The organism is Pseudomonas sputi (genome assembly GCF_021603585.1).
Lineage (GTDB): Bacteria > Pseudomonadota > Gammaproteobacteria > Pseudomonadales > Pseudomonadaceae > Aquipseudomonas > Aquipseudomonas sputi.
In genome coordinates, this window is sequence record NZ_BQHI01000004.1 from 321,509 (window position 1) to 344,455 (window position 22,947).

18 protein-coding genes are annotated in these 22,947 nt (G+C 53.5%); 6 read left to right on the forward strand and 12 right to left on the reverse strand.

Going from position 1 to position 22,947, the window contains the following annotated elements:
* Nucleotides 1-123 precede the first annotated feature (123 nt).
* The 3 genes from L6D81_RS08370 to L6D81_RS08380 all read left to right on the forward strand — a co-directional run bounded on the left by L6D81_RS08370 (nucleotide 124) and on the right by L6D81_RS08380 (nucleotide 3,264).
* On the forward strand, nucleotides 124-1,626 hold the full coding sequence (locus L6D81_RS08370) for an FAD-dependent oxidoreductase (RefSeq protein ID WP_236178675.1): 1,503 nt from the start codon (nucleotides 124-126) through the stop codon (nucleotides 1,624-1,626).
* Between the two features lie 106 nt (nucleotides 1,627-1,732).
* Nucleotides 1,733-2,110 carry a Rid family detoxifying hydrolase gene (locus tag L6D81_RS08375; RefSeq protein WP_236178676.1) on the forward strand — a complete coding sequence of 126 codons (378 nt, stop codon included), beginning with the start codon at nucleotides 1,733-1,735 and terminating at the stop codon, nucleotides 2,108-2,110.
* Between the two features lie 32 nt (nucleotides 2,111-2,142).
* Complete coding sequence (locus L6D81_RS08380; protein ID WP_236178677.1) at nucleotides 2,143-3,264, forward strand: PLP-dependent cysteine synthase family protein; 1,122 nt, start codon at nucleotides 2,143-2,145, stop codon at nucleotides 3,262-3,264.
* 124 nt (nucleotides 3,265-3,388) lie between these two features.
* Here L6D81_RS08380 and L6D81_RS08385 read toward each other — a convergent pair whose 3' ends face one another.
* Together L6D81_RS08385 and L6D81_RS08390 are read right to left on the reverse strand one after the other, a co-directional pair.
* Complete coding sequence (locus tag L6D81_RS08385; RefSeq protein WP_236178678.1) at nucleotides 3,389-3,703, reverse strand: EthD family reductase; 315 nt, start codon at nucleotides 3,701-3,703, stop codon at nucleotides 3,389-3,391.
* 25 nt (nucleotides 3,704-3,728) lie between these two features.
* Entirely contained in the window at nucleotides 3,729-4,607 is an 879-nt protein-coding gene (locus L6D81_RS08390; protein ID WP_236178679.1) for a TauD/TfdA dioxygenase family protein, read from the reverse strand.
* Between the two features lie 298 nt (nucleotides 4,608-4,905).
* Here L6D81_RS08390 and L6D81_RS08395 point away from each other — a divergent pair, with 298 nt between their 5' ends.
* The gene (locus L6D81_RS08395) at nucleotides 4,906-6,504 is read left to right on the forward strand and encodes a phytoene desaturase family protein (RefSeq protein WP_236178680.1); all 1,599 of its coding nucleotides are present in this window, start codon (nucleotides 4,906-4,908) and stop codon (nucleotides 6,502-6,504) included.
* Here L6D81_RS08395 and L6D81_RS08400 read toward each other — a convergent pair.
* The 5 genes from L6D81_RS08400 to L6D81_RS08420 form a co-directional block, all read right to left on the reverse strand.
* Nucleotides 6,501-7,616, reverse strand: coding sequence for an AraC family transcriptional regulator (locus L6D81_RS08400; protein ID WP_276574201.1), 1,116 nt, complete (start codon nucleotides 7,614-7,616; stop codon nucleotides 6,501-6,503). The genes L6D81_RS08395 and L6D81_RS08400 overlap by 4 nt on opposite strands.
* Nucleotides 7,617-7,896: 280 nt before the next feature.
* A complete protein-coding gene (locus tag L6D81_RS08405) occupies nucleotides 7,897-8,472 on the reverse strand; it encodes a peroxidase-related enzyme (protein ID WP_008015715.1) in 576 nt (191 codons plus the stop codon).
* On the reverse strand, nucleotides 8,469-8,966 hold the full coding sequence (locus L6D81_RS08410) for a CMD domain-containing protein (RefSeq protein ID WP_236178682.1): 498 nt from the start codon (nucleotides 8,964-8,966) through the stop codon (nucleotides 8,469-8,471). Before L6D81_RS08410 ends, L6D81_RS08405 begins: the two co-directional genes overlap by 4 nt.
* An 81-nt stretch (nucleotides 8,967-9,047) precedes the next feature.
* Nucleotides 9,048-10,481, reverse strand: coding sequence for an NAD-dependent succinate-semialdehyde dehydrogenase (locus L6D81_RS08415; RefSeq protein ID WP_236178683.1), 1,434 nt, complete (start codon nucleotides 10,479-10,481; stop codon nucleotides 9,048-9,050).
* Nucleotides 10,482-10,882: 401 nt separating this feature from the next.
* Nucleotides 10,883-11,899 (reverse strand): AraC family transcriptional regulator, encoded by a 1,017-nt coding sequence (locus tag L6D81_RS08420; protein WP_236178684.1) that lies wholly within the window; start codon nucleotides 11,897-11,899, stop codon nucleotides 10,883-10,885.
* A gap of 222 nt (nucleotides 11,900-12,121) precedes the next feature.
* On the opposite strand from L6D81_RS08420, the gene L6D81_RS08425 reads away from it, so the two are divergent.
* Together L6D81_RS08425 and L6D81_RS08430 are read left to right on the forward strand one after the other, a co-directional pair.
* Nucleotides 12,122-13,792, forward strand: coding sequence for a GMC family oxidoreductase (locus L6D81_RS08425; protein ID WP_236178685.1), 1,671 nt, complete (start codon nucleotides 12,122-12,124; stop codon nucleotides 13,790-13,792).
* On the forward strand, nucleotides 13,779-16,217 hold the full coding sequence (locus L6D81_RS08430; RefSeq protein WP_236178686.1) for a flavin-containing monooxygenase: 2,439 nt from the start codon (nucleotides 13,779-13,781) through the stop codon (nucleotides 16,215-16,217). Before L6D81_RS08425 ends, L6D81_RS08430 begins: the two co-directional genes overlap by 14 nt.
* A 71-nt stretch (nucleotides 16,218-16,288) precedes the next feature.
* Here L6D81_RS08430 and gorA read toward each other — a convergent pair whose 3' ends face one another.
* The 5 genes from gorA to L6D81_RS08455 form a co-directional block, all read right to left on the reverse strand.
* Nucleotides 16,289-17,647, reverse strand: a complete 1,359-nt coding sequence (gene gorA / locus L6D81_RS08435) for a glutathione-disulfide reductase (RefSeq protein WP_236178687.1) — start codon at nucleotides 17,645-17,647, stop codon at nucleotides 16,289-16,291.
* Nucleotides 17,648-17,729: 82 nt separating this feature from the next.
* Complete coding sequence (locus tag L6D81_RS08440; RefSeq protein WP_236178688.1) at nucleotides 17,730-18,482, reverse strand: alpha/beta hydrolase family protein; 753 nt, start codon at nucleotides 18,480-18,482, stop codon at nucleotides 17,730-17,732.
* A gap of 754 nt (nucleotides 18,483-19,236) precedes the next feature.
* Nucleotides 19,237-19,983, reverse strand: coding sequence for a sulfite exporter TauE/SafE family protein (locus L6D81_RS08445; protein ID WP_154973783.1), 747 nt, complete (start codon nucleotides 19,981-19,983; stop codon nucleotides 19,237-19,239).
* Between the two features lie 49 nt (nucleotides 19,984-20,032).
* Nucleotides 20,033-21,616: a rhamnogalacturonan lyase B N-terminal domain-containing protein gene (locus tag L6D81_RS08450; RefSeq protein ID WP_236178689.1), complete on the reverse strand. Its 1,584-nt coding sequence runs from the start codon at nucleotides 21,614-21,616 to the stop codon at nucleotides 20,033-20,035.
* Nucleotides 21,616-22,869, reverse strand: a complete 1,254-nt coding sequence (locus L6D81_RS08455; RefSeq protein ID WP_236178690.1) for a pectate lyase family protein — start codon at nucleotides 22,867-22,869, stop codon at nucleotides 21,616-21,618. The genes L6D81_RS08450 and L6D81_RS08455 overlap by 1 nt, the downstream gene beginning before the upstream one ends.
* Between the last annotated feature and the right edge of the window lie 78 nt (nucleotides 22,870-22,947).

Sequence of the window (22,947 nt, forward strand, 5' to 3'; positions counted from 1 at the left end):
AGTGAAGGAAGAATACACTGACTTTATCAAGCCGGATTAGCGAAAGAGCGATATGAGTGGCCTTTAGGGCTGTTTGCGACGAGATGACCTATATTTCGGATCTATGTAGATAGGTGAAGAAAAATGAGTGTGAAATCAACAGAATGTAGTGCTCTTGATGAATTGGCGTCCAGGGTACAGGCCGATCTCCACGTTCTACGTTTTCCCCATGATCCTTGGGTGCTGCCCAAGACGCACCCTAGCGGCAAGCATGTCTATGACGTTGCTATCATCGGGGGAGGCCAAGGCGGGCTGGCAATCGCTGCGGGGCTTTTGCGCGAGCGGGTTGATAACATCGTTGTTTTTGATCGGCAACCCAAGGGGATGGAAGGCCCTTGGAATAATACGGCGCGGATGCGCACTTTGCGTACCGTAAAGCATCTGCCGGGGATTGATGCGACATTAACCAGTCTTGCACCTCAAGCATGGTACACAGCCAAATACGGCGAAGAGGCTTGGGAAGAGCTGATCAAGATTCCGAAAGGCGACTGGCAAGAGTATCTAACATGGTGTCGCGATACGTTGAAGATCCCAGTCGAGAATCTTACCGGTGTCTCCAACGTCATTCCAGAAGACAAACTGTTTCGACTAGAGCTGAACAGATTCGACGGTCGAGGAGAAATATCGGCTCACGACGTTGTTTATGCTCGCAGAGTGGTTGTTGCGACGGGCGTTGATGGCAGTGGGGCGTGGCATGTGCCCAAGTTCATCTCATCGGCATTGCCCAAAGATCGATATGCTTCTTCAGGAGAACATATTGATTTTGCCAAGCTTGTGGGTAAGAAGATAGCTGTTCTCGGTGCAGGCGCATCTGCATTCGATAACGCTTCGACCGCGCTTGAGGCGGGAGCGTTAGAAGCGATTGTTTGTATTCGTCGCAAGGATATCCAGCGTATTAATCCTCAGATCTGGATGGCAAAAGCAGGGTTTCTTAATCATTACGCTGATATGGATAATTCCCTGAAGTGGAAATACATGCGGCATATGTTCAGGTACAACATTCCAGCTCCGCAGGACGCCTACAATCGATTGTCGGGTTTAGAAGGTGCGAGCGTTCGTACCAATGCTGCCTGGGAAGGGGTGAAACTCGTCATTGATGACGGAAAAGAACAAGTTGAGGTCACCCTTGCGTCTGGAGACAAGCTCAAGGTCGACTACTTGATAGTTGCTGTTGGGTTTGTGAACGATTTTTCACTACGCCCAGAGCTTACAAGTATTTCCGATGATATAGCGCTATGGCGAGACAAATATAGTCCTGCCCATGGGGAGGATGATGCTCAAATATCCAGCCATCCTTACCTAGGTGAGAATTTTGAGTTTGTCGAAAAAAATCCTGGGGAAGCTCCCTATATTAAGAATATATTCAACTTTACCTACAGCGCCCTTGTAAGTATGGGGCTTTCCGGTTCGGCTATCAGCGGGTTCAGATACTCGGTTCCTCGTGCGGTACGTGGTATCACCAAATCGCTTTATCTTGAGGATGCTGAAGAAATCTATAATAAATTCACCGACTATGCAGAACATGAGATGGTAGGAGTTGTTCCGTTTAGTAATTCATCTCAAGCAAGAAAAATTTTAGCTGATTGAATTGTTTATAGTTGCTTGGCCTATGAAAGGTATCGTTAATCGATACCTTTGCTGAAATAAAATTATAAATTTTTAAGATCCATTGATAATGGGTAAGGATCCTTTTATGCGAAATATTTCAACTTTGTTAGCCCCTACTGCCGTTGGCCCTTATTCCCAAGCAGTCTGCCATGGCGAATATCTATTTGTTTCGGGGCAGCTAGGCATTGACCCAGCCAAAGGAGAGCTGGTGGCGGACGATGCCTTCCTTCAAATGAAACAGTGCCTTAGCAATATCTCAGCGATTGCTGAAGCAGCGGGCACCGATATTTCAAAGACTATCAAAACAACAATAATGGTAACGGATTTAAGTGATTTTTCGAAGTTGAATGATGTATATGCTACCTATTTCTCTTCTCCGTTCCCTGCTCGCGCCACATTCGAGGTTTCCGCACTACCAAAAGGAGCCCTCGTTGCAGTAGATGCCATTGTCGCGCTGGACTGAATGTTGAATCAGTAGCCAAATACAGGATATTTATGAATCTTAATCTCGGTAATCAGGATAAAGAATGGACTCGCTGGGCTATCGGCGTGTTGCAGGGGGATGCCAATCGCTCTGCCGATACACATCTGATCCCTTTAGATTTTAACGGGCTGCCTGGGATATCGATTTATCTGAAGGATGAGTCTACTCACCCTACAGGCAGTCTGAAGCACCGCTTGGCACGATCGCTTTTCCTGTATGGCATCTGCAATGGTTGGATAAAGAAAGGTACTTTGTTAGTCGAGGCATCTTCTGGCTCAACAGCTGTCAGTGAGGCGTATTTCGCTAAGCTCCTAAATCTGCCCTTTACTGCAGTAATGCAGCGTTCCACCAGTTGCCAGAAAGTCGATGCAATCAATCGGTTAGGGGGAACATGTCACTTTGTTGACAATCCTGGGGCTATCTATACGGTGGCCGAGCAACTTGCTCGTGAAACGGGTGGTCATTATTTAGATCAGTTTACAAATGCAGAACGCGCTACTGACTGGCGTGGTAACAATAACATCGCCGAAAGTATATTTTCACAAATGGCGATGGAGCGAGATCCTGAACCAGCTTGGGTCGTTATGAGTGCCGGCACTGGAGGAACGTCAGCTACAATCGGAAGGTATATCAAGTATAAGCATCTGAGCACTCGACTTTGTGTAGTTGACGTTGAACATTCTGCTTTCTACGAATCCTACGATACTGGGGATAAGGCGAGCACTTGTGCCACTCCCTCTCGGATCGAAGGTATAGGTCGGCCTAGGGTGGAGCCTTCGTTCATCCCTGATGTCATCGATCACATGATAAAGATTCCAGATGCAGCTTCACTTGCTGCCATGCACGTTCTTTCAGAGCGGCTATCGCGTCGTGTTGGTGGTTCTACGGGAACGAATTTCTTTGGTGTTTGTTGTATCGCGCAGCAAATGCGCTCACAGAAGCAGACAGGGTCGATAGTATCGGTAATTTGCGACTCGGGAGATCGTTATGCCTCTACGTATTACGACGCTGACTGGCTTAAAGAAGCCAAAATTGACATAAGGCCTTATGAGAAATATTTGAATTTATTTCTTGATGGAGAGGCTTCAGATGTGTCACTGATCAACCTCTGTGAAAATGCGCAAGGCCGGTAGTCAGTCTTGACTCATAATTGGTTATTAATAAACTCATGGCTCTTATGCAAGCTTTAAATAAATCGGCACTTGGCTCTTAAAAAACCAGGTGCCTTTCGGTTCGCGCCAATCAGTTTCTGGGGGATCAGCCTACTAGCACTTCGCTGATCTGAATGATGGGCTTGAGATTGGTGTAATTGGCGATATCGGCCCCGATGGTTTTGGCATGCGGCCCGAATGCTGCGGTGAACGCGTCGAGTGATTCGAAGAAGAGATGGCCTATCGCAAGGTAGGTCGGATCGCTTCCCGGCACTGGGCCTTGAAGGCCTTTTTCAATAGTGAAGTGACTGCAGGCCCCGGCCATCTTCTGCTGAATCATCATCATATGCTGCTCACGATAGTAATCGAAGTCGAAGGTTGCGCTAGCTTCATTCGGGTACAGTATGCTTACGTCAATCATTGGGTGTATTTCCCTGGTTTATTGATTAAACGGCGGCAACACCAACAGGGCGTTCGCCTGAGATGGTTGTTCGATGCATGAGGCGTAAGTGGCCGTCGTAGCCACCCTCTGCATTGTGAAGCGTGCAGCGGTTGTCCCACAGAGTAAGCATGTTCGGCGCCCATCGGTGACGGTAGACATATGTCTCCTGCACCATGTGCTGATACAAGTAATTCAGCAGTGCCGTTGATTCTCCATGAGTCAAACCCTGAATACCCTGCGTGTAGACAGGGCTCACGTAGAGGGATTTGCGCCCCGTTACGGGATGTACACGTACCAGCGGGTGCGGCCAGGTTTTGTCAGCGTCCTCGCTGACCACTATCTTCATTGAGCGCGCTTCAGCCTCTTTTGCAAACAGGCCATTTTTGCCATAGGGCATGCTTGCAGAATGTATCGCGACAAGATGATTCATGAGTCCCTTCATCGTCTCAGATAGGTCATCGTAGGCACGATAACCGTCGGCAAAAAGCGTATCGCCACCTACGGGCGGAGTGATCTTGGAATGAAGGATTGTTCCCGCCGGCGGCTGTTCCTGAAAGCTCCAGTCTGAGTGCCACTGGGCACCAAAGTTAACTGCCTTTTCATCAGCCTCGCGTCTGAGTTCGAGAATGTGCGGATGCGCCTCCATCGGAACGATATATGGATCTACTCCAAACTCACCAAACTGCAGCGTGAACGCCTCCAGTTGTGCGTGGGAGAGCGGCTGATCCGGGAAGTAAATTACCGAATGCCTAGCCCACGCGTCTTTCACCTCTCCTAGTACAGCTGCCGTGAGTGGCTTATCAATCGAGATACCAGTAATCCTGGCTCCAAAACCGTGAGCCTCGGGTTCCACCTGAATATGCCTAAAGTTGCTGTCCATCATCGCAGGCCCTTCTCTCATTTTTATAAATAATTACAGGATGACCGTGAAGGGATTCTGCGATGCCAGCCCTCTGCTGTCGTTGCTACCGTGCGACAGAGAATTGATTTGGGATGCCAATACCTTTGGCGATTGTTGTTCCCCCCCCCTTTTTTAAATGTCGCGTCGAAACAAATCTTTGGCGTGTGGTGCCATTCACGCCGATTCACCACGTACCCACACTCAGCCAGGTTGCGTAGCGACTGCGCAGCAATGATCTATAAAAATCCCGGAAAGGGCAGGGAAGGGAAGGGGACGAACGATGAGCGATTACGATCTGAGTTTTAAGCGTGCGTTGGCCCGTGGTGAGTTAGACGGCGGGTTCGACACGATCGTTATAGGTTCTGGCGCAGGTGGCCTAAGCACAGCCGCATTGTTGGCGCTCGAAGGACAGCGCGTTTTGGTGCTCGAACGTCACGCGGTGTTGGGCGGTTGTTTGCAATCCTTCAAACGCCAAGGCTTTGAGTGGGACGTAGGTCTGCACTATATGGGTGAGGTACACCGCAAAACGAGTGGCCTCTATCGCCTTTTCGACAAAGTCTCAGGTGGTCAACTTGAATGGGCGCCCATGCCCGAAAACTACAATCGCATTATCGTAGGTGCCAATAGCTACGATCATATGGCCGGTGCAGAAGCCTACAAAGATCAACTCAAGGACTACTTTCCGAAGGACGCGCGCGCGATCGATCGTTATGTAGAGCTAGTGGGTGAGGCAAGCCGGGCTGCGAAAACCTTCTTTGGAGAGCGGGCGTTGCCACGTTCAGCGTCTGATGCGGCGTTCCCCAAGGCCCAGGCCGCATTCATGCCGTTTGCGCAGCGGACGGTACGGGAGGTTTTGGACGAATTGACGGACAACGCTGACCTCAAGGCGGTCTGGTGCGGGAATTACGGGGACTACTGCAATTCTCCCGATGAGGCCTCTTTTGCGATCCATGCCATGGTCTTCAGCCATTACATCGATGGTGCTAGCTATCCCGTTGGCGGTTCGCAACGCATCGCGACAGCAATGGCCGACACTGTTCGTACTGCAGGAGGAGCTTGCCTGGTGGCGGCAGAAGTTGTGAGCATCGAAATGCGTGATGGTTGCGTGGTAGGTGTTAAAACCGCTGACGGAAGCCAAATTCTCGCGGACAGAGTCGTCAGTGCGATTGGTATTTCTCAGACCGTACCGCTGCTGGCTCATGCAAATCCAGAACTGGCGCAGCCATTGGGTGAGGTGACTAAGAGCATTGGTACAACTCAATGTTTTGCTGTGCTTAACCTTGGCATCGACATCGCAAACGCAGATCTGAACATTCATCCGGCCAATCTTTGGGTGCACCCAAGCAACGATCTACCAGCGAATCTCGCTCGGTACAAAGCTGATCCAGAGGGACAGCCCATGCCCCTGCATTTCATTGCCCATCCATCACTGCGGGATCCGAGTTGGGCCGAGCGCCACCCTAGGCAGAGCACGATGGATATTTGCGGCTTAACTGATTGGTCGGTGTTCGAGCGTTTCACTGGCACGAAGTGGATGCGCAGAGGGGCAGAGTACGAGGACATGACGGCAAGCCTTAAAGAAGACCTTTTGGCGGTGGCCTTAAAACATTATCCTCAAATCGGCGGTCGCATTGCTCATGCCGAGTTAGCTACCCCTCTAACTTTCAATCACTTTCTAAACCGTAGTCATGGGAATTTCATGGGGTATGAGCAGACGCCGCTTCGTTTTGCACAGCGCTGGATGCGCGCGCACGGCCCTGTTCAAGGTCTGTTCTTCAGCGGACAAGACGTGACCGCTGCAGGGGTCAGCGGCGCGATGGTCAGTGGGCTAGTCGCAGCAAGTGCCGTTCTTGAACGTGATCTTTTCCGAGAGCTTTAGCCCTCAAATTCACACCGGGTCGAATCGGCTTTACAAGACGCCCCTTGGTGGTCTGAGCTTTCAGTGCTGTTGATTGCAAGGGCCTTTCCTCCTGCAGGGAAGCTGCTTGCTAATTCAAGGCGCAGCGCACTAGGTGCTTTACCGAAATGACCTCGCACAGCATGCGAAAAAGCGCTGGGCTCTGCATAGCCCAGCCGTTCTGCCAGCATCACAAGCGGCAGATTGGGATCGGCCAAGCCTTCCAATGCCTCGCTCATACGCACCGCTTCCAGTAATTGGCGGAATGATGAACCGCGCTCAGCCAATCGACGCTGAAGAGTACGCCTGCTGAGATCCAGCGAGCTCGCAACGCTGTCGCAATTCGCTTCCGAGAATCCCTGCGCGGCGATGGCTGCTGTCACGTAATCAACGAGCGTGTCGGAACGACCCTGGGTTTTAAGCATCGTCTCCGCGCGACCGAGTACGATGCGAAGCAGTGTTGGATCAGCAGCCTGCCAGAGTGAGTCCAGCAGTTCAGCGCCAAATACAACACGAGCGTGCTCGACTCCGAGAATGACTGGACATTCAAAATAGACTTGATAGCGGTCGGCTAAACACGCGTCAGTACCAGGTAGTTCAATTCTGGTTGGCCTACGGTCAGCCGGCATACAGTTGTAGAGCAGGCGCATGTACGCGGCAAAAAGCGAATCTAGCTGGGCGGGATGCATCGCGACTGGGCTAGGTGTTACGTGGTAAATCAGCTGAACTCCATCGTTGGAAGCCGGTTCAGTAAAAAAACGACCAGAGTTGCTGACCAGTTGCTGCAGTCTGACAGTGTGGGCGAGCGCCTGACGTAATGAACTGCTGTGCATCAAGACCAAGGCAACGACGTTCATCGATTGCAACGGGAGTGCAATGCCAACCTTCAAACCGAGTAGTGGATCCTGCGACAGGTACATGGCACGTTGCCAAAGCCTTCTCACCTGTACGAGTTGAAGCTGTCGCGTAGGCGCCACGTCTTCTAAGTGTTGAGCCCAAGGCGCTCCCAAACGGGAAGGCTCGATACCTTGCCGAGAAAGTTCTTCGATGACCCCTACAAGCCAAGTGGCACTGACAGTGAGAGGTCTAGTCATTTTATGCCCGTTAGCCCGACGTGCTATGCATGGTTTGGAAGAGACACGCCGCTTTATAGGCGCAGTATTGCTACCGTGAATTCGAGTTCAGCAAAGTAATACGATGATTATTTAGCACGACTGATGCGGATATTCCACGGCTATGATGGACGCCTTTCGAAACGGAGCGAGTCGGTGATCTAGGAGCGGCGAAGGGGATGAGTTGGATGGCGGGAGTGCAGCGACATAGTGTTTTGCTAACGGGCAGTTCGTGGCTGCCCGTTAGTGGTGAATGCGCAGATCAGATTTTTACGGGTTCACCTAAAACGTGCATCAAGCGATTTGCCCATCCGAAAATGGCTGTAGCCAATACCAGATCAACGACACCAAGCGTGTCAAAGCCGAGTTCTTTCAAGGCATCGGCATGCCGTGTATTCAGCATTGGGGGGGACTTGGCCAACTCAACCGCAAAGTCAAATAACGCCTGAGAGCGATCATCCAATTGTGCTTCGGTTTCGTCTGCAAAGATTTTTGCGACCAGCTCTGTACTTTTGGTTAGCTGATTGTATCGGGCGCCGTGTACTGCAGCGCAGTAGACGCATCGATTAACAATTGAAGAACCAATCGCCCCAAGTTCACGCTCAGCTGGGGGCAAGCCGGCACGGCCATACATAATGGCGTTGAACAAAGGGGATCGCACCGCGAGCGATTCGGGGTCATGGGCGAGAGTGAGCACATACTCCGAGATCTTTTTGCTCGATGGAGTCACTTTCATCGCATCAAGCTGCTCTTGGCTCGCACTTTCTAACTCGACAGGCTTGATGTACGGCGACCAGTGAGGCACCGATACGGTGAAATTATGCACGACCTGGCTCATTTCATTTCTCCTGCAATTTTGAATCCTGCTACGACGCGAAGCTGGTAGTTAACGAACGCGAGCACCTCAGTTAGCCTGACAATATCCGGCTCTGAGATCCCGACTGCCTTCAACGCATCGATATCTTGCTTAGTAGCTTCTCGCGGTTTTCTGGTGACCAGATCTGTGAATCGGATGATCTCCATGAAGCGCTCGTCCCCGAATGCAGCCTGCTCAGGATTGGCAGCGACATACAGGTTTTCATCACCGCCAGCGGTCTCAAGGCAAGCATGGTAGTGATCAGCCAATTCTTCAGAGTTGCTCAACCGAGCGATTCGTTCAGCAAGAGCTGCACGTTCTGCATGTGACAGACCACCGGGATCTTTCGGAATGATCACGGCATCATGGCTCGCTTGGCTCAGCGCCATAATTTCTGCCCGCTCAGCAATGGCCATCGCGAGCGGAGAGTTTTCGTTTGCGCCGACAAGACGCTCGATAATGTTCGGAGTAAGCATATGAGTTCCAATAGTTAGCGACGCGTTATTTCCTGAATGCAGCCGTGCTCGATAGCGACTAAAAAACACGTTCGCCGAACGTTAAAGAACGCTCGCAAGCGAAACGAACTTCGTGGTCATGAAAGCATCCAGTGCGCCAGGGCCTCCTTCGGTTCCGTATCCAGAATCTTTTACGCCGCCAAACGGGTGCTCGGGTAGGGCAACGCTGTGATGGTTGATCGAGATGGCGCCAGACTCGATGCCGTTAAACAGCTTATTGGCCGAGCTAAGCGATCGCGTATAGGCGTATGCAGAAAGACCGTATGGCAGTCTGTTCGCTTCTTTGATGGCTTCGTCGATGTCGTCGAACGGGTTGATTATTGCAATCGGCCCGAAGGGTTCATCAACCATGGCGAGGGCGGTCACCGGTACATTCGTGAGAACGGTGGGTTCGAAGAAATAACCCTTGTCGCCCACGCGGTTGCCGCCAGTCTCCAGCTTCGCTCCATGGGATACAGCATCTGCCACGAGTTCTTCTGTTGCCTTAAGCCGGCCCAAATGAGCCATCGGGCCCATTGTTACCGTCGGATCAAGACCGTCGCCTACCTTGATTGCGCGTGCGCCTTCCACGAAACGGGAAACAAACTCGTCGAACACTTTAGAGTGAACAAGAAAGCGAGTAGGGGAGACACAGACCTGGCCCGCATTTCGATATTTAGCGGCGACAGAAATCTTAACTGCGGTTGCGATGTCCGCGTCGTCCATAACGATTACCGGCGCATGGCCACCCAGCTCCATTGTGGATCGCTTCATATGCAGCCCGGCGAGGCTTGCAAGCTTTTTGCCCACTGGCGTTGATCCGGTGAAGGTCACTTTCCGGATCGAGGGATGAGCAATCAAATGCTCAGAAATCTGGCTCGAGTCGCCAAACAGTAGGTTGACGGCTCCCGGAGAAACGCCAGCGTCAGCGAATGCTTTCACAAGCTCAACAGCACACGTAGGTGCCTCGGTTGCGCCTTTTAAGATGATCGAACAGCCGGCGGCCAGCGCACCAGCGACCTTTTTCACTGCTTGAATGAGCGGGAAATTCCATGGGGCAAAACCCACTACAGGCCCGATAGGCTCCATCAGAGTAAATTGATGAATCCCTAGTGCGCGCGAAGGTATAACACGCCCGTACGCGCGTCTTCCTTCTTCAGCATGCCAATCGATGGTATCAGCAGTTGCTGCGACTTCACCCATTGCTTCCGCCAAGGGCTTTCCATGCTCGGCAGTGAGCACCAGAGCGATATTTTCAGCACGCTCACGAATCAAATTTGCCGCTTTGTGCATAATCGATGCACGATCGAGCGCGGAAACCTGCTTCCATGTCGCAAAGCCTTTCTCAGCTGCGATAGCCGCATCTTCAATATCAGCCAAGCTAGCTTTTGCAATGAGTCCGATCTGCTCTTCAGTTGCCGGATTGATTACGGGGATCGATTCAGTGGGATGCGTGTTACGCCATACACCGCCAATAAACAATGGTATTTGTTCCATGATCACCTCTCATAGTTGCTATGGTTTTGACATCCCACGACTTGGCTAAAAACTCATTGTGGTGCTTAGCTACAAGCTATCTACGACACATGGGCTTCAATAAAATATAGGGCATTTCTCAACGGAAAATTTTCTGTTCTTTTTCAGAAAACACATCAAATTTAGAATTTTCTTCTAAAAAATATGACACTAGTAAAAGTATTATCCAATTGGATGGCGGGGAGCGATTTTGCCTCTACTACATGGAAGTTTCTGTCCATAGGCGAACGCAAGGATCGTTTCAACCAGCCTCAAGACCCCACTGCTGATACGAGTCGCTTATTCTGGTGAAGGGCGCGTGAGCGCTATTGGTTGTATTTGGCAAAGCAGGGATTCATTAACCCGAAAATCCTTTCCGGTGATCACTTTTGTTTTTTTGAGTTTTGGAAATTGCTCGGTGCCACCCCATGCCATCGCTTGAATGCTTGAGAGAAGCTCGATAAATCACTGAAGCCTAGTCGCTCGGCGATCTCGGTCAGGCTCAGGCGGGAGTCGTTGATCATTTCGATGGCGCTGCTGCTGCGGGCTTCTGCCAGCAGTGTTCGAAACGTGGTGCCTTCATCGCTCAGTCGGCGCTTCAGGGTGCGCGTGCTGATATGGGTCAGACGGGCAATTTCGGAAAGATCCCTTGGTGTGTTTTCGGAGCTAGTTAGGTAGTGCTGCACCAGGGCAGTCATGCCCGAGCGGGCGACTCTGCTTTGCATCAACTTTGTGCACATCTGTTCGCACATGCTTACCGTGACGGCATTGGCCTGGGGCAAGGGGTGTGACAGGAATGCACGATTGAAGGATAGGCTATTGCAGCTGGCCGAGTAGGCCGGAGTGGTGCCCAAAAGATGATCGATGCCAGGTAGCGTTGGTGCAGTAGCTCTGAGAGTAAAACGCGACAGTGCGAAGTGTTCACCAGCCAACTCGTTCAGGAGCACTGCTGCTGCAGCCATATCCCGAGCCAGCACAAAATCACGCAAGTCCGACGCTAGCCCAGGCGCTTGAAAGGTCAACACGCCGTCATTTCCTTGCGCTTCATACAAAATGACGGTGAAAGCGTAGGTGAGCGGCAGAAAGCGCAACGCCAATGCCAAGGCATCACCTGTAGTCGCACTGCTAATCAAGCCGTAACCGAACAGGCCATAAGTGGAGAAGTGATAGCGTGTACCAACTTCAAATCCCAAGCCGGATGGATTCCCTAGAAGTGTCAGCAAATTGCTGATCACGCGTAGCTCCTGATCGGCGGTCAACTCGACGTTCGGATCGCCCAATTGCGCCTGAGTCAGTCCAGAGCCCGCAAGAATTTTAGTGACCGACAGGCCTTTCTCACGACCGAATTCGAGCTGTAACAAGGCGCTGGCGGGGCCGCGCGTAAAATCCCGAAAGCTCATGACTCTTTGCCTATTGCGAAAGATTGGCCCAAATAATAAAGCAGTTGGCCCTTTCCAGCATTGGTCTCTTCACTGATAGGCGTCAACATCATCCGTGTTCGGCTAGCCGTTTCAACAACAATAAAGGCTGTCGCGGTGCTTGGCGCGAATCAGAAATCGCTTTTAAACGTTTCTGATTAGACGTTTGGGACTTCGCACTGTCCTGTGCGTGAGAAAACAATAATGAAAAAGACCTTCGATTACATCGTTGTGGGTGGTGGTTCCGGTGGGTGTGTGGTTGCGAGCAGGTTGACCGAAGATCCGAACGTCAGCGTTTGTGTGCTGGAGGCGGGGGGAGGTGGTCAATCAAGTCTGATAAATATCCCAGCCGCCGTGGTGTCCATGGTGCCGACTTCGGTGAACAACTGGTCGTTCGAAACCGTTCCGCAAATATCTCTTGCTGGCCGCAAGGGCTACCAGCCTCGCGGTAAGACATTGGGCGGTTCGTCAGCGATCAACGCCATGATTTATGTACGGGGACATCAATGGGATTACGACCATTGGGCTTCGTTGGGTAATACCGGCTGGGCGTTCAGAGACGTGCTGCCTTACTTCCGCCTCAGCGAACACAACGAGCGAATCGATAACGAATGGCACGGTCGAGGCGGGCCTTTGTGGGTAAGCGATCTGCGTTCCGACAACCCGTTTCAACAGCGATTCCTGGACGCGGCCCGTCAGACCGGGTTGCCGCTCAACGACGATTTCAACGGTGTCGAGCAGGAAGGCGTAGGTATTTACCAAGTGACGCAAAAGCATGGTGAGCGTTGTAGTGCAGCGCGAGCCTATCTTCTTCCTCATATCGGTGTACGCAACAATCTAACGGTGAAAACCCGGGCACAGGTTCAACGCATCCTGTTCGAAGGTACCCGCGCCGTAGGTGTGGAAGTTCTTCAACGCGGCCAGATTCACGTGTTACGGGCACATCGGGAAGTAATCCTTGCTGCCGGAGCCTTTCAGACGCCACAACTGTTGATGCTTTCTGGTGTGGGGCCGGAGGCAGAACTGGAACGCCACGGCATCAAAGTCCTGCTGAATCTTCCAGGGGTAGGCCAGAACCTGCAGGATCACCCGGATTTTGTCTTCGTTTACAAAACACCCAGCCTCGACGCAATGGGCGTCTCCATGGGCGGCGGTGTCAAGCTGCTGAAAGAGGCAGTCCGTTTTCGAAATGAGCGTCGGGGTATGTTGACCTCGAACTTTGCCGAAGGCGGGGCGTTTCTTAAAACTCGCGAGGCTTTGGACAAACCGGATATTCAACTGCACTTCGTCGTTGCGCCGGTCGAGGATCATGCCCGCAAATTGCGACTCGGCCATGGACTTTCCTGCCATTTTTGCCTTCTGCGACCACGCAGTCGCGGTGCGGTGTCGCTGGCCAGTAATGACCCGCAAACGGCGCCATTGATTGATCCGGCCTTTCTTCAGGATCCACAAGATCTTGAAGACATGGTCGCGGCGTTCAAAATCACCCGTCAGTTGATGCAGGCTCCCGCTCTTGCCAGTTGGATCACTCAAGATCTGTATACCGCAGAAATCGACACCGATGAGCAGATCCGCGCCATCCTGCAACGTCGCACCGACAGCGTTTATCACCCAGTGGGTACCTGCCGGATGGGCGTTGACGCACTTGCTGTGGTGGACTCGAAGCTGCGCGTACATGGGTTGCAGGGCTTACGGATTGTCGATGCTTCCATTATGCCAACCCTCATCGGCGGCAATACTAACGCGCCGACAATCATGATCGCTGAGAAAGCCGCTGATCTTATTCGGGGTATTCAACGGGTGAAATTGTCCGTGGAGCCGGAAGACTCGACCATTGCCAATAACAAGAATGAGGCACCTTATGTCGTTGCATGAATTTGATGTGGACCTTCAGTCCGCAATGCCCCTGACCGCGATCATCATTGGAACCGGCTTCGCTGGCATCGGCATGGCCGTTGCGTTGCAAAAGGCCGGCGTCGAGGACTTCGTCATCCTGGAAAAAAAACATGACGTAGGCGGTGTCTGGCGGGACAACACATATCCCGGCGCAGCGTGCGACGTACCTTCGCACTTATATTCGTTTTCGTTTGAGCCCAATCCGGGCTGGAGCCGAGTGTTCGCTCCGCAGGGTGAAATTCATAACTACCTGCAACGCTGTACCGACAAATATGGGTTGAGTAAATACATCCGTTTTGGCGTCGAAGTCGCCTCCGCTGAATTCGATGAAGCGACTTCGCTGTGGCAGGTCATTCAGAGGGACGGAACTGTACTGAGTGCTTCGTTGCTGATTAGCGGCACCGGACAGTTGAGCCGCCCGGCATTTCCAAAATTGGCGGGCATGGATAATTTCAAGGGCCACATCTTTCACTCGGCCACTTGGGATCACAGCTACTCGTTAGCTGGTAAGCGGGTAGCGGTAGTCGGCACCGGGGCCTCTGCGATCCAGTTTGTCCCGGCCATTGCCGGACAGGTGGAACACTTGAAGGTTTTCCAGCGCTCCCCCGCGCACGTGATGCCACGTCCCGACCGCGCTTACTCCGAGCGAGAAAAAGCCCTGCTACGCAATGTTCCCTGGTTGATGAAGGCTTACCGCGCATCAATATATCTACGGTATGAATCACGAGCTCTGGCGTTTACCCGGTTCAAGTCTTTGATGAAATGGGCGGTCGGTATTCCATTTCGCAAGCTGCTGACCGAGCAAGTGATTGATCCCGTATTACGGCAGAAACTTACTCCTGATTATCCGTTCGGCTGCAAACGCATTTTGCTGTCTAGCGAATACCTCAAGACCATGAGCCGGCCCAACGTGGAATTGGTCACCGACGGTATTGTCCGTATTACGGAGAACGGAATTGAAACCGCTGACGGCAGACAGCATGAGGTCGATGCGATCGTCTACGGTACCGGGTTTGCGGCCACTGAATTTTTGTCTCCGATGCGCATTGTCGGGCGTGGCGGAATAAACCTTAATCAGGCTTGGCGCGACGGTACCCGGGCTTATCTTGGACTAGCGGTTCCGAACTTCCCCAATTTCTTCATGCTCTACGGCCCAAACACCAACCTTGGCCACAACTCGATCGTGTATATGCTTGAAAGCCAGATTGCCCACATCATGCGATGCTTGCGCACTTTGAATGCAACGGAGACGAACACAGTTGAGGTCGATCAAAGCGCGTATGACCGTTTCCACCAACAGACCCAGAACCGCCTGGCCAACACGGTGTGGAACGGATGCAAGAGCTGGTACGTCGATGAAGCCGGCAACAACAGCACAAATTGGCCAGGCTTCACCCTAAGCTATCGCTGGCTAACGCGATTCTCGGCTTTGCACGCCTACCGCTTTAGCCGTCAGTTCGAAGGAGGCACCACGATAGCGGAATCACCAGATTGGCTTGAGGTGATGAAAACTCGTTTTCTGCGAGGCTTCTTGCGCACCACATTTCGGTCGTTGATCGGGCCGGGATTGGGTGTCGTCGCGCAGAGAAGGGTGGTCAGGGGACTTTCCCGGCTGATGCCCGGCACCACTGGCGTGATCCGTTATTGCCAGCAGGTCAATGGTGTTCCCGTACAGGTGGTTGCTCCCAAGCAAGGTGAGAGCGGCGGTGTCATTTTGTACCTGCACGGCGGAGCGTTTTGCCTCGGCTCCCCGGACACGCACTGGAGCATCACCAGTCGCTTGGCCAAGGCATCCAGGATGTCGGTATGGGTTGCGAATTACCGATTGGCTCCAGAGCATCCCTGTCCAGCAGCACTGCAAGATGCGCTGGCATGCTATGAAGCCTTGCGCGCTCAAGGTTATGCCGCCAACCGGATTTTTCTCGCAGGCGATTCGGCGGGCGCTGCGTTGGTATTGGCCTTGGCCCTCAAGCTTCGAGATCGTTACAAGCTTTTTGCCGCTGGGCTGCTGCTGATGTCACCGGTAACCGACGAGCACTTGACCGGCGCCTCAATGATCTCGCGACTTAAGGAAGACCCCATGATTCGTCGCGGTTGGCTTGAGCAGGGATTGGGTTGGTATGCCTCCGATGAGGCGACGCCCAGTCCATTGCGAGTGGATCTGCAAGGACTGCCTCCGATGCTGGTTCAGGTTGGCGACCATGAACTGCTGTTATCCGATTCCATACGTTTGGCCGAACACGCAGTCAACAGTGGGGTGAATTGCTGGCTGGAGGTGTACGCAGCACGATGGCACGTTTTTCAGCTTCAAGCCTTTTACCTGCGCTCAGCGGCCAAAGCGCTGAACACAGTGGCTGAGTTTGCCCGTGAGCAACTTTCACAGGCGGAGCCAACAAGTTCGTGATGATGGTGAAAGCGTGCGTCTAGCTGCTGTCGTTGCGACAGGGCTAGACGCATCAGATAACCGAAGAGCGGTTAACCCGCGACCGGTGTGCGCATGGTGACGAACTCTTCAGCGGACGTCGGATGCACGGCGATGGTGTCGTCGAAATCTCGCTTGGTCGCGCCCGACTTCAGCGCAATCGCCAAACCCTGCACGATCTCGCCGGCCTCCGGGCCGACCATGTGGCAGCCCAAGACCTTGTCGGTCTTGGCGTCCACCACCAACTTCATCAAAGTGCGCTCCTGGCATTCAGTCAGCGACAATTTCATCGGCCGGAAACGGCTTTCAAAAATCACCACTTCGTGCCCGGCCTCTCGCGCATCTTCTTCGGTCAACCCGACAGTGCCGATGTCGGGCTGGCTGAACACCGCCGTCGGGATCATCTTGTAATCCACAGGGCGATACTGCTCGGGCTTGAACAAGCGCCGCGCTACGGCCATGCCTTCTGCCAGCGCGACCGGTGTAAGTTGCACCCGACCAATCACATCGCCCAGAGCCAGGATCGACGGTTCAGCGGTTTGATACAGTTCATCGACCTCGACAAAACCTTTCTTGTCGAGTTTGACGCCAGTGTTTTCCAAGCCCAGGTTGTCGAGCATCGGACGCCGACCGTTAGCGTAGAACACGCAGTCCGCCTCAAGCTGACGACCATCCTTGAGGGTTGCTTTCAGGCTGCCATCGGCTTGCTTGTCGATGCGCTCGATGTTGGCATTGAATTGCAGGTTCATGCCGCGCTTGCTCAGCTCTTCCTGCAAATGTTTGCGCACCGTACCGTCAAAGCCGCGCAGGAACAAATCGCCGCGATACAGCAATGTGGTCTCGGCGCCCAACCCGTGGAAGATACCGGCGAATTCAACAGCGATGTAACCACCACCCACCACCAGAACACGCTTTGGCAGTTCTTTGAGGAAGAATGCCTGATTGGAACTGATCGCATGCTCATGACCCGGAATCTCCGGAGTCTGCGGCCAGCCACCGGTAGTGATCAGAATGTTCCTGGCGGTGTGACGCTCACCATTAATCTCGACCGTATGCGGGTCGACGATCTTGGCGTGGCCTTCATGCAAGGTCACGCCGCTGTTGACCAGCAGATCGCGATAGATACCGTTCAGTCGATTGATCTCGCGATCCTTGTTGGCGATCAGTGTTGCCCACTCGAACTTGGCGTCCCCTGGAGTCCATCCGAACCCTTTCGAGTGCTCGAATTCGTCGCAGAAGTGCGCTCCGTAAACCAGCAGTTTTTTCGGGACACAGCCAACGTTTACACAGGTACCACCTAAATATCGGCTCTCGGCCACCGCCACTTTGGCGCCGAAACCGGCGGAGAAGCGCGCAGCCCGAACACCTCCGGAACCTGCACCGATCACATAAAGGTCAAAATCGTAAGTCATTTTCAATTTCCTCGTAATCCAACATGGCAGCGCGCTGTTAAGGGGTCGAATGTGTTCTGGGTTGGGTGGAGGTGGACTTAGGTCAGAGGTATCTGGAGCTCCAAGCAGTAATGCAGGAAGCGACATAGTCTGCATCCTGACTGTTAGTAAGGAGGTGATCTGCTGAGTCGAGCGAAATAAAGCTTTTGGGGTGCTTAGCTGCCAGATAAATTTTTTGGGCTTGTTCTATGGACACGGTGGTGTCTATTGGGGAATGAAAAACAAGCAGTGCGCGTCGAAGGTTAGCGATATTCGCATCCTGTTTTTGGGCCTTAATGTCATCCAGAAACTGTTTTTTTATCGTGAACTCTCTGCCGGCGAGCATCACGTTGTATTCGCCAATGTCTCTGATTGCCTCAACATGACCTCTGAACTGCTTCATGACATGGGCGGCTTCAGCGGGTGCACCGATTGTGACTACGCCCTTGGCCTCAGGAATGTACTTCGCCGCCGCTATGACTGCGGCTCCACCCAAGCTATGGCCAATCAAGATGGAGGGAGCCTGGTACATTTCACGCAGATATTCCGAAGCCGCTACTAGGTCGGCAACGTTGGAGGAGAAATTGCTGTTGGAAAAGTCGCCTTCACTACTGCCCAGGCCCGTGAAATCAAATCTGAGCACCGCGATATTGTTGTTGACTAACGCTTTAGCAATTCTTGCGGCAGCTTTGATATCTTTACCGCACGTGAAACAGTGGGCGAACAATGCATAGGCTTTAGGAGATTCTGGCGTCTCGAGCAAACCAGACAGGCTCATACCTTGAGGGTTTTGGAAAGTTATCTTCTTTTTGCTCATCGTGAATCTCTCTCAAATGGCTCTGCTCCTTGCCCAGTACGAACCGGATGAGTGAGCAGTGAATTTAACAAAGCTACCATCCAGAAGGTAGATTATCAAAGATTTACTAGAATACACTCGATTGTGAGCGTCTTGATTCGGTTTGGAGAGAGGAGGGGCCGGGCGTAGCCGCTCTGTTGCGAGCGATCTGCAATTCATCGTATTTGATTATTTCCTCCCTGGCGTTCTCGTGGTATCGCGCTCATCGCTGCCCCGTCCATCTTGATTCCGGGAGCGAGGCTGAACGCCACCCAGTTTCGGAGCAGATACATGAGGAGTCAACGATCGTCCGTCGGTCATGCTGTCATCTTTGTAATTGTTAAATTATGAAAGTTGGCTACATTATTCGCGGCAACGCTAACGCCTATGTCGAGCGTCCGTAGCGTCATTGCCGAGCTTAGACTAAGTGAGCGTTAGGCGAGTAGGGGGGGCCAAGCATTGCCTTTAGATGTCTACGACGTAGCGTCATTGCGGTAGCTGCCACATCGCTTGGGCGCTCAACAAAACAGTAATTGATGAGTCTGGGGTTGGGCTGATTTTGAAATCTACGGCTGGGTCATAACTTGGTTTTGCGCCGTATCGTTGCTCGCGGTCAGTATCTCTGGTCGGTAACGGCTTCAAGGTTGCGCAACGATAGGTATATCCAATTACCGGACCGGCTGCAGGTTCAACACGATATGATAAATTTCGGCTTGGCGGCACCTATCCATATCGATTACTCAAAAAGCAGCTTCAACGCCAAGCCAATCACCACGATATTGAATACCCACTCCATCCATTCATCGCCTTTGCTTAACGCAAATCGTGCCCCGGCGTTTGCGCCAAGCACTGTGCCGGCCAATAGGCATCCGCCGTATTGCCAGTTGATAATGCCGTTGATGCCGAAGACCATCAGCGATCCGATTGACAGCACCAACCCTCCGACCTTTCGAGTGCCAATGGATTCGCTGATCGTTTTGCGAAAAAAAATAATGTAGATGTACGTCGACAGTTTTGCCTGCCCGCCAAATAAACCCCCAATTGCGCCTACTGGGATGAACAGCAAATAGCCTGCGAGTCGCCTTGTCCAGGAAGGGCGTGGCTCTCCGGCAAGCGGCTTTTTGATTAGCGAAAGCGCTACAAGTAATAACGTCAGTGCTCCAATTATTTTGTGCAGCAGCAGAGGATCGATTTCAATCAGCAGACTCGCCCCCGCCAGCGCCCCAAGCAGACCTAGGAGCGCCGCTGGGAAAGCAGCGGCATAATCGATTTTTCCGTGCTTGTGGAAATGACGTAGTCCAGCCAGCATCGTGCCCAGTGACGCTAAGCGGGCAGTGGCTACGGCCGACTGCGGTGCAATGCCTAGCCCAATCATGACCGGGACTGTGAAAAACACGCTTCCTCCCGTATTGGTGCCGACAAAGCCGGTTACGATACCTAGAATGACCAGGCCGGCCCCTGTCAGCCACTCGCTAGCTATCATTTCGGCGTGCTTGCCGATGGTGAGTGGACCGATCGGGTCCCAGTGATCATTACTGCACCCACTGCACGCTATCGAACACAATGCCTGGGCTTAGAAAGCCTTTCCCCGTTTTACCTGATGCCACGCCGATCTCCACTGTGTTAACGCCTACCTGCAGCGCTGTGGCCGGAACACTGACCTCGAACACGGTGTTGTTGCCGCGATAAGTGCCCCGGGTGATGCCACGGCTGTCGGGCTGCTTTGAAGCGGGTGGCACTGGCGCGGTCCAGTGCTGATTGACCCTCACTGCTGGGCGCCCTCCGGCTTGGGCCAGCGAAATAAACAGGCGTAGCCGGTAAGCGCTAAGCTCGTTGGCGGCCAATACGAATTGAATGCGCGTGGGGCTGTTAACGTCGCGCCATTGCACCGCCGGGAATTCATCAGCAGTGCTGGTGCCTACGGTGTAGGTGACGGGGGCCCATGACGCCATGCGTGAATCGCTGGGATGTGCCGATAGCACCAGGTGCGCGTTGCGAAAGCCAGCCGGAGTGCCATCGGGCACACCGATTTGCCATTTCACCTGGCCTGGAAGCGGTTGCGCCTGCAAGCTCGTCTGGGTGGTGGTGCCGGCTTTGACATCAACCGTGCGCTGCGCGACTTCCAGTTCATTCTGATAGAGCGTCATCCGATATTGCCCCGGGCGTACCGCCGTCAATTGGAATCTCCCTCTGCCATCGGCGCGCGCCCAATATTCGGCGTTGGCATTGCTCAAACCCACCACCGCCGGCAGTGCGCTGGTCACGCCGCAAACGTGACCGGCTACCGCGCCGCGCCCAGCGCTGTCCACGAACCCGGCAAGGCCCAGGCTGTTATTGACGAAACCCACGTCGATCAAGGCCGCGTCAGGGGTGCCACCGTCGGTAAATAACAGCCCGTAAACCCCATGCAAGCCGCCGCGATAGGGCTCGGTCTGGGTGTGATTGGAGAACATGTAGTTGTAAAGCTCATGGGTGGTCGGCGTTTTCTGGGTGGCAATATCTTTGAAAAACGCACCTCCAGAGCTGAGTTCACGACTGCCCATCAGCATGTAAACCGCCACACCGGGGCCTTTGACCGCGTGCAGTGGGTCGTCGATCATCGGTTGTGCCGAATAGAACTTGGAGCTGGTGCGCCCGTCGGGTAGCAAAAACACATCTTTGCCTTCGATCGCTGTGCCGACGTTGGAGTCGGTGCCGCGGTCGGCCTTGGGCAGCTTGTTGGCGTTGAGCCGGGCCACAAAGCGCAGCTCGCCCACGGGTAGCAAGGCTGGGGCGTAGGTCGCCATGTAGATAGCAGCGCGACCTTTTTTCGCCAGGTAGTAATGGATCAACTCTCCCGCCCGCGCACTGATCACAATCACGTCACCTACCGTGTGCACGTCTACCTGTGCGCTGCCAAGGCCTGAAGCAATCTGCGAGGCTTTGGGTTCGGTGGTCTGCAATTCGCTGTCGCGATAGCGCATGGAAGTCAAATCGCCATTGCGCGTGTCCACGCTGAACAGCAAGTTTGCACCGGTGTCGACGACGATCCGGGAGTCGGTGCGGGTGAAGCCGAAGCCGGCGGCGTGTGCGTGGGCCGCAAGTGTGCAAAACATGATCAGCAGGAGGCGTCGCATCACTGGCTCCCCGGATTGACGTGACCAGCACCGGCGTTGTTGGGGACTTCAATTCGCGCCGTTTCGGCTGGCTGCGGTGCAATAAGGTATTGACGGTATTCCTTGAACGCCGCCAGCACAGGAGCATCCTGGGGACGATAGTCATCGCCACTCAAGTGTTGCTGGTTGGCAACACAGGGCCTGCCTAGCGCGGACTGGCAGGTGTCGTTGGCCGACTGCGGGATTGGGGCGAAGAGGGCGAATGCCGTGCCGGGTTGTCGGGTATCGTTGAACAGCGGGTGCGATACGTCTTCGAAGTCATTGCCTTCCACCAGCAGATGGGAGCTGGCGGTGCGGGACATGATCGCGCCCTGGTACGTGAGATGGGCAAATACGTTATTGACCAGTTGCGCGCGAATCTCGGCATTGCCCATTCCGCCTGAATGGGGCGCGCGCCCCGAGGTGTCATGCACGTAGTTTCTGAGCAGCGTCAGGGTGTCGTGATGGCCTAGAAACAACCATACCCAATAATGGTGACCATCGCAGGTCGCCGAGTAGGGCGTGCGGCCGTCGAACTCGTTGTTAGAGATCGTCACATGGGTCGCGCTACCCCAACCGGTCACGATCATCTGCCGGCCGATACGCGCGAAGGTATCATGGTCGATCCACACGCCATCTGCATCGTCCAGGGTGAGTGCATCACCGCCCCAGACCACACGGGGGTTGATGTCCGACAGGGTCAGGTTACGCACGATGACATTGTGTGCGCCGCTCCCGATAAACAGCCCCATGCCCTGAATACCGGCACGGGCACTTACTCCCAATAGCGTCTTGTTCGAGCCAATCTTCAGGCGCTGCAGCCCTGCCTTGTCGTAGGTCACTGTGGTCGGCGGTTTTGACTGGCAGAAATGGTTGGCGCCGTCGATCGCCCATTGCCCACCGCCATGGGCACAGGCGTTGGCCATGCATCCGGCCTCCGTTACTTCGGCGCTGCCGTCGGAAACAACCGAACCGCGAAAATCGAAGGTATGGTCCAAGGCGATCACGCGTGGCGTGTCATCGGTGCAATTGCCGCGCGTGTCGAAGCGCGCGCACAAGGCATTTTTCAGTTCAGTGGGTGTGGCGGGGTGCACAGCCGCAGCCTCGCCACCACCGGTCACGCCCTTGGCAAAACCTTCGGGATGGTTTGCCGCCTGGGACAACTGCGGTATCAGCACAAAGGCATATAGCACGGACGCTGACAGGCACTGCACAAATGGATTCCGGAACGTCAACGGTGTGGTCCTGAGTATTTCATTAAAGGCGGCCAAGCCTTGTTAAACAGGCTGTTCATGATCTGAATACCCATCGGT

Coding starts and splice junctions, on each gene's coding strand:
- L6D81_RS08370 (WP_236178675.1), top strand. CDS start 124: ATGAGTGTGAAATCAACAGAATGTAGTGCTCTTGATGAATTGGCGTCC.
- L6D81_RS08375 (WP_236178676.1), top strand. CDS start 1,733: ATGCGAAATATTTCAACTTTGTTAGCCCCTACTGCCGTTGGCCCTTAT.
- L6D81_RS08380 (WP_236178677.1), top strand. CDS start 2,143: ATGAATCTTAATCTCGGTAATCAGGATAAAGAATGGACTCGCTGGGCT.
- L6D81_RS08385 (WP_236178678.1), bottom strand. CDS start 3,703: ATGATTGACGTAAGCATACTGTACCCGAATGAAGCTAGCGCAACCTTC.
- L6D81_RS08390 (WP_236178679.1), bottom strand. CDS start 4,607: ATGATGGACAGCAACTTTAGGCATATTCAGGTGGAACCCGAGGCTCAC.
- L6D81_RS08395 (WP_236178680.1), top strand. CDS start 4,906: ATGAGCGATTACGATCTGAGTTTTAAGCGTGCGTTGGCCCGTGGTGAG.
- L6D81_RS08400 (WP_276574201.1), bottom strand. CDS start 7,616: ATGACTAGACCTCTCACTGTCAGTGCCACTTGGCTTGTAGGGGTCATC.
- L6D81_RS08405 (WP_008015715.1), bottom strand. CDS start 8,472: ATGAGCCAGGTCGTGCATAATTTCACCGTATCGGTGCCTCACTGGTCG.
- L6D81_RS08410 (WP_236178682.1), bottom strand. CDS start 8,966: ATGCTTACTCCGAACATTATCGAGCGTCTTGTCGGCGCAAACGAAAAC.
- L6D81_RS08415 (WP_236178683.1), bottom strand. CDS start 10,481: ATGGAACAAATACCATTGTTTATTGGCGGTGTATGGCGTAACACGCAT.
- L6D81_RS08420 (WP_236178684.1), bottom strand. CDS start 11,899: ATGAGCTTTCGGGATTTTACGCGCGGCCCCGCCAGCGCCTTGTTACAG.
- L6D81_RS08425 (WP_236178685.1), top strand. CDS start 12,122: ATGAAAAAGACCTTCGATTACATCGTTGTGGGTGGTGGTTCCGGTGGG.
- L6D81_RS08430 (WP_236178686.1), top strand. CDS start 13,779: ATGTCGTTGCATGAATTTGATGTGGACCTTCAGTCCGCAATGCCCCTG.
- gorA (WP_236178687.1), bottom strand. CDS start 17,647: ATGACTTACGATTTTGACCTTTATGTGATCGGTGCAGGTTCCGGAGGT.
- L6D81_RS08440 (WP_236178688.1), bottom strand. CDS start 18,482: ATGAGCAAAAAGAAGATAACTTTCCAAAACCCTCAAGGTATGAGCCTG.
- L6D81_RS08445 (WP_154973783.1), bottom strand. CDS start 19,983: ATGATAGCTAGCGAGTGGCTGACAGGGGCCGGCCTGGTCATTCTAGGT.
- L6D81_RS08450 (WP_236178689.1), bottom strand. CDS start 21,616: ATGCGACGCCTCCTGCTGATCATGTTTTGCACACTTGCGGCCCACGCA.